7 protein-coding genes are annotated in these 5,730 nt (G+C 65.1%); 3 read left to right on the top strand and 4 right to left on the bottom strand.

Annotated features, from left to right (window positions below; all coding sequences use genetic code 11):
- Positions 1-6: 6 nt before the first annotated feature.
- Entirely contained in the window at positions 7-1,296 is a 1,290-nt protein-coding gene (rhaI, locus tag VDP82_RS12945; protein WP_323015262.1) for an L-rhamnose catabolism isomerase, read from the top strand.
- A gap of 188 nt (positions 1,297-1,484) precedes the next feature.
- Here rhaI and VDP82_RS12940 read toward each other — a convergent pair whose 3' ends face one another.
- Positions 1,485-2,981 carry a CoA-acylating methylmalonate-semialdehyde dehydrogenase gene (locus tag VDP82_RS12940; RefSeq protein ID WP_323015261.1) on the bottom strand — a complete coding sequence of 499 codons (1,497 nt, stop codon included), beginning with the start codon at positions 2,979-2,981 and terminating at the stop codon, positions 1,485-1,487.
- Positions 2,982-3,087: 106 nt separating this feature from the next.
- Here VDP82_RS12940 and VDP82_RS12935 point away from each other — a divergent pair, with 106 nt between their 5' ends.
- A complete protein-coding gene (locus VDP82_RS12935; RefSeq protein ID WP_323015260.1) occupies positions 3,088-3,963 on the top strand; it encodes a LysR family transcriptional regulator in 876 nt (291 codons plus the stop codon).
- Positions 3,964-4,003: 40 nt separating this feature from the next.
- Positions 4,004-4,477, top strand: coding sequence for a Cys-tRNA(Pro) deacylase (ybaK, locus tag VDP82_RS12930; protein WP_323015259.1), 474 nt, complete (start codon positions 4,004-4,006; stop codon positions 4,475-4,477).
- A gap of 64 nt (positions 4,478-4,541) precedes the next feature.
- Here ybaK and VDP82_RS12925 read toward each other — a convergent pair whose 3' ends face one another.
- The 3 genes from VDP82_RS12925 to cydB all read right to left on the bottom strand — a co-directional run.
- Positions 4,542-4,688, bottom strand: a complete 147-nt coding sequence (locus tag VDP82_RS12925) for a DUF1127 domain-containing protein (protein WP_323015258.1) — start codon at positions 4,686-4,688, stop codon at positions 4,542-4,544.
- Positions 4,689-4,945: 257 nt separating this feature from the next.
- Entirely contained in the window at positions 4,946-5,065 is a 120-nt protein-coding gene (cydX, locus tag VDP82_RS12920; RefSeq protein WP_323015257.1) for a cytochrome bd-I oxidase subunit CydX, read from the bottom strand.
- Between the two features lie 9 nt (positions 5,066-5,074).
- A partial coding sequence (gene cydB / locus VDP82_RS12915) for a cytochrome d ubiquinol oxidase subunit II (RefSeq protein WP_323015256.1) occupies positions 5,075-5,730 on the bottom strand: 656 nt, incomplete at its 5' end.

The raw sequence follows: 5,730 nt of genomic DNA, 5'->3' as shown, positions 1-5,730 counted from the left end.
GCATAAATGACCGAACACATCATCGACCCATCCACCGTCGACGCCGAAAACGCCAAGCGCGAGGCCGATCTGCGCCGCGACTACGAGTCCCTGGGCGAGCGGCTCGAGCGGCGCGGCGTCGCCATCGACGCCATCAAGGCCAAGGTGGCCGCGTTCTCCGTCGCCGTTCCCTCCTGGGGCGTGGGCACCGGCGGTACGCGCTTTGCCCGCTTTCCCGGCCCGGGCGAGCCGCGCGACATCTTCGACAAGATCGAGGATTGTGCCGTCATCGCCCAGTTGACGCAGGCGACGCGCACCATTTCCCTGCATATCCCGTGGGACAAGGCCGATCCGAACCGGCTCAAGCAGGCGGCCAGCCGCTTCAATCTTGGGTTCGACGCCATGAATTCCAACACCTTCGCGGATGCGCGCGGCCAGATCCAGAGCTACAAGTTCGGCTCGCTTTCCGCCGCCGACGCGGCCACGCGCCAGCAGGCCATCGAGCACAATCTGGAATGCATCGAGATCGGCCGGACCATCGGCTCCAAGGCGCTGACCGTGTGGATCGGGGACGGCTCCAACTTCCCCGGCCAGACCAATTTCACCACCCAGTTCGAGCATTATCTGGACTCGATGAAGGCGGTTTACGCCGCCCTGCCCGACGATTGGCGCGTGTTCACCGAACACAAGATGTATGAGCCGGCCTTCTATTCCAGCGTGGTGCAGGATTGGGGCACCAATTACATCATCGCGCGCGAGCTGGGCGAAAAGGCGTTCTGCCTCGTCGATCTCGGCCATCATGCGCCCAACGTCAATATCGAGATGATCGTCGCCCGCCTCGCCCAGTTCGGCAAGCTTGGCGGCTTCCATTTCAACGACAGCAAATATGGCGACGACGATCTGGACGCCGGCGCCATCGATCCGTTCCGGCTGTTCCTGGTCTTCAATGAGCTGGTGGATATCGAAAGCCGCGACGCCGGTTTCCGCCCAGCGCACATGCTCGACCAGAGCCACAACGTCACCGACCCGATCGAGTCGCTGATGCTCTCGGCCGCCGACGTGCAGCGCGCCTATGCCCAGGCGCTGCTGGTGGACCGCAAGGGTCTGAAGGCGGCGCAGGAGGCCAATGACGCGCTGGCCGCCACCCAGGCGCTGCGCACCGCCTTCCGCACCGATGTCGAGCCGATCCTGGCCATGGCCCGCTTCGAAGCGGGCGGCGCCATCGATCTGCTCGCCACCTATCGCGCCGCCGGCTACCGCCAGAAAGTCGCCGACATCCGCCCCGCCGTGGAAGCCGGCTCGAGCGGCATCGTCTGAGTTCAAGCGAAATTTCCAACGCACCTCCCCGCGCTGGAAATAAAAGAGGCCCGGTGAGCGATCACCGGGCCTTTGTCATTCACAAACCGTCTCCACCGCCGATGTCATCCCGGCCTTCGCGCCGGGAACCATGCTGAGATGGCGACACCGGCACAATTCCTGGGGGCGACAGGCGCGTTGGGAGAGCCTTACTTCATCGTCGGGAACTGGAATTCCGCGCCTTCCTTGATGCCGCTGGGCCAGCGGGTGGTGACGGTCTTCACCTTTGTCCAGAACTGCATGGAATCGGTGCCATACTGGTTGAGGTCGCCGAAGGCGCTGGCCTTCCAGCCGCCGAAGCTGTGATAGGCCACCGGCACCGGCACCGGCACGTTGACGCCGACCATGCCGACATTGACCCTGGAGGCGAAATCGCGGGCCGCGTCGCCATCGCGGGTGAAGATGGCCACGCCATTGCCATAGGGATTGTTCGAGGGCAGCGCCAGCGCGTCCTCATAGGTCTTTGCGCGCACCACGCTCAGCACCGGCCCGAAGATTTCTTCCTTGTAGATATCCATGTCGGTGGTGACATGATCGAACAGGGTCGGGCCGACGAAGAAGCCGTTTTCATAGCCCTGGAGCGCAAAGCCGCGCCCGTCGGTCACCAGCTTGGCGCCCTGCTCCACGCCCTTGTCGATCAGCCCGAGCACGCGCGCCTTGGCGGCGGCGGTCACCAGCGGGCCCATTTCCGAGGCGCGGTCGGTATAGGGGCCGACCTTGAGCTTTTCGATGCGCGGCAACAGCGCCTCGATGATCTTGTCTGCCGTGGCGTCGCCCACCGGCACGGCCACCGAAACGGCCATGCAGCGCTCGCCCGCCGCGCCATAGCCGGCGCCCATCAGCGCATCGGCGGCCTTGTCCATGTCCGCGTCGGGCATGATGATCATGTGGTTCTTGGCGCCGCCAAAGGCCTGCACGCGCTTTCCATGCGCGGCGGCGGTGGCATAGACATAGCGGGCGATCGGGGTGGAGCCGACAAAGCTGATCGCGCCGATGGCCTCATGCTGGAGAATGCCGTCCACGGTTTCCTTGCCGCCCTGGACCACGTTGAGCACGCCCTTGGGCAGGCCGGCCTCGATGGCCAGCTCGGCCAACCGCACCGGCACGGAGGGATCGCGCTCGGAGGGCTTCAAAATGAAAGCATTGCCCGAGGCGATGGCCGGCGACAGCATCCAGAGCGGGATCATGGCCGGGAAATTGAACGGGGTGATGCCGGCGCCGATGCCGATGGGCTGGCGCATGGAATACATGTCGATCCCCGGACCGGCCCCTTCGGTAAAGGCGCCCTTGAGCAGATGCGGCGCGCCAGCGACGAATTCGGCCACTTCCAGCCCGCGCAGCACGTCGCCCTTGGCGTCGTCGAAGGTCTTGCCATGCTCGGCGCTCAGCAATTCGGCCAGCTCGTCCATATGCTTGTTGAGCAGCGCCACATAATTGAAGAAGACGCGCGCCCGGCGCTGCGGATTGGTGGCGGCCCATTTCGGCTGCGCGGCGGCGGCCGAGGCGATAGCGGCCTCCAGCTCGGCCGGAGTGGCCAGCGCCACGCGCGCCTGCACCTCGCCGGTGGCGGGGTTGAACACATCCTGGAATTGCGTGCTGGTGCCGTTGGTTTCGACGCCGTCGATGAAATGGCCGATAGTGCGCATGGAAGCCTCCTTTTGCTCCCAGCGTTTTTGCACTACAATTTCGCAGGATCAACGCGATAGATTTTGCATCTGTTGTGCGAAAATTAAAGCTCAAAGCGAGGCCGCAATGAATTGGGACGATGCCCGCATCTTTCTGGCGGTGGCGCGCAGTGGCCAGATCCTGGGCGCGGCGCGGGCGCTGGGGCTCAACCACGCCACCGTGGCCCGCCGCCTGAATACGCTTGAGGCGGCGTTGGGCAGCACGCTGTTTCGCCGCAAGACCAATGGCACCGAATTGACCGCCGAGGGCGAGCGGTTCCTGGGCTTTGCCGAGACCATGGAGAGCGCCAGCCTGGCCGCCACCGAGGCGGCGGGGGCCGACAGTGCCGTGGAGGGCACGGTGCGCGTCGGCGCGCCGGACGGGTTCGGCGTGGCCTTTCTGGCTCCGCGCCTGCCCGAACTGGTGGCGCGCCATCCTGGCCTGCGCGTGGAGCTGGTGCCGGTGCCGCGCGCCTTTTCGCTCTCGCGCCGCGAGGCCGATATCGCCGTCACCCTGGAGCGGCCGCGCGAGGGACGGCTGGTGGCGCGCAAGCTCACCGATTACCGGCTGGGCCTTTACGCCGCCCAGGGCTATCTCACCCGCCACGGCACGCCGCAAAGCCTGGCCGAGCTGAGCCAGCACCGCCTCGTGGGCTATGTCGAAGACCTGCTCTATACCGCCTCGCTCGACTACACCGCCGAATTTCTCAAGGATTGGCGCTCCACCATCGCGGTCTCCTCCTCCATGGGCCAGACCGAGGCGGTGCGCGCCGGAGCGGGCATCGGCATCCTGCATGATTTCATGGCACGGAACGATGCCCATCTGGTGCCGGTCCTGCCCGATCATCGCCTCATCCGCAGCTACTGGACCGTGCTGCATGAGGATCTGCGGGGCGTGCGCCGCGTCGCCCTGGTCTCCGATTTCCTCACCGAAATCGTCAACCGCGAGCGGGCGATTTTCTGACCCATCTTGCCCAAACACCGCCAAGCGCTAAAAAGAGTCCATGTCCAAGACCACTCCCGCCACCCTGGCGCTCACCAAAGCCGGCATCCCCTTTTCGCTGGGCACTTACGACTACGACCCCAATGCCGAGCGCGTCGGGCTCCAGGCCGCCGAGGCGCTGGGCGTGGCGCCGGGAGAGGTGTTCAAGACGCTGATGGCCGAGCTCGACGGCAAGCCGGTCTGCGCCATCGTGCCCTCGGACGAGGAAGTGAACATGAAGAAGCTGGCTGCGGCGCTGGGCGGCAAATCGGCCCATATGATGAAGCCCGACGCCGCCGAGCGCCTCACCGGCTACAAGGTGGGCGGCATCAGCCCGCTGGGCCAGCGCAAGCCCGTGCCCACGGCGCTGGACGAACTGGCGCTGCTCTATGATGAGATTTTTCTCAATGGCGGCCAGCGGGGCCTGCAAATCCGCATCCGCCCCGACGAGCTGGTCCGCGCCCTGGGCTGCACCACTGCCGATCTGGTGCGCTGACCCCCGGAAACGACAAAAGGCGCCCGGATGGACGCCTTCATCGACTTACAGAACCAAGCGAGGCTTAGTTGGTGTAGGTGCCGCGAGCGATGTTCTTGATGTCGCCGCGGGTGATGCCGAGATCATTGAGCTGACGGGCGTCAAGAGCATTGAGCTCGCGCAGGGTGCGCTGATACTGGGCGAATTGAGCGATTTTCTGGCGGATGTTCATTTTCGGTTCCCCTTCGTTTGATGACCTCTATGTAGACCCGCCCTGTCGTGATTAGAAGATGGGCTTGTTGCACATCCGTTATGCATTGGGCGCAAGCATTAGGAATAATCTCGCCACAATCGCTCCGCGCCCCGCCCTTGCCTCCTGGGGTAACCCCTTCCGCCAACACGCTGTTTTTCAAGAAAAAAGCGGGCGCCCCTCCCGGCGTCCGCCTTCATGATTCATTCACCATGGCCCTTTCAGCCATGCGCTGCGTGCTATGGCTGTTTCTGCTCACGCTTTGGGCGGCGGTCTTCGCGCATTTCGAACCACATGGCGTTGAGAATGGCGAAGCTACAGGCCAGGCCCAGGCCCAAAATCCACGAAAAGTACCACATGGCGCGCTCCTAATAGGCGTGGGGGCTGTTTTCGACGGCCTGCGCCGTCACCTTGCCCCGCATGACGCGAAACACCCAGCTGGTATAGATCAGGATGATGGGCAGGAAGAACGCCGTCACCAGCAGCATGATGAACAGCGTCAGGTGGCTCGATGTCGCGTCCCACACCGTCAGCCCTGCCCGCGGCTCGCTCGATGACGGCAGCAGGAAGGGAAACAGCGACAGCCCCGCAGTGCTGATGATGCCGAAAATAGCGGCGCTCGAAGCCAGCAGCGTCGCCAGCCCCCAGCGTGCCTGCAAGCCGATGGCGGCGAGCGCCAGCCCGGCAAAGCCCAGCACCGGCGCGGCCATCATCCAGGGATGGGCGGCGTAATTGGCCAGCCAGCCGCCCCGCACCAGTTCGACGCTCTTGGCCAGCGGGTTGATGGGCGCGTCGCCCACGATGGCGCTGGTGATGACATGGCCATCCAGCCCGAAGGCGGCCCAGACGCCCCCCAGCGCGAAAAGCACCATGGTGACCAGCGCCGCCAGCGTGCCGTAACGGCGGGCGCGCTCGGCCACCGGCCCCGTGGTGCGCCCGGCGATCACCGCCGCGCCCTGGGTGACGATCATGCCCAGGCTCACCAGGCCGGCCAGCAATGCAAAGGGCGTCAGCAGCTGGAAGA

It is taken from the genome of Devosia sp. (genome assembly GCF_034675085.1).
Classification (GTDB): Bacteria; Pseudomonadota; Alphaproteobacteria; order Rhizobiales; family Devosiaceae; genus Devosia.
The sequence above is the reverse complement of the archived record's forward strand: the minus strand, read 5'-3'. Positions and strand labels throughout refer to the sequence as shown.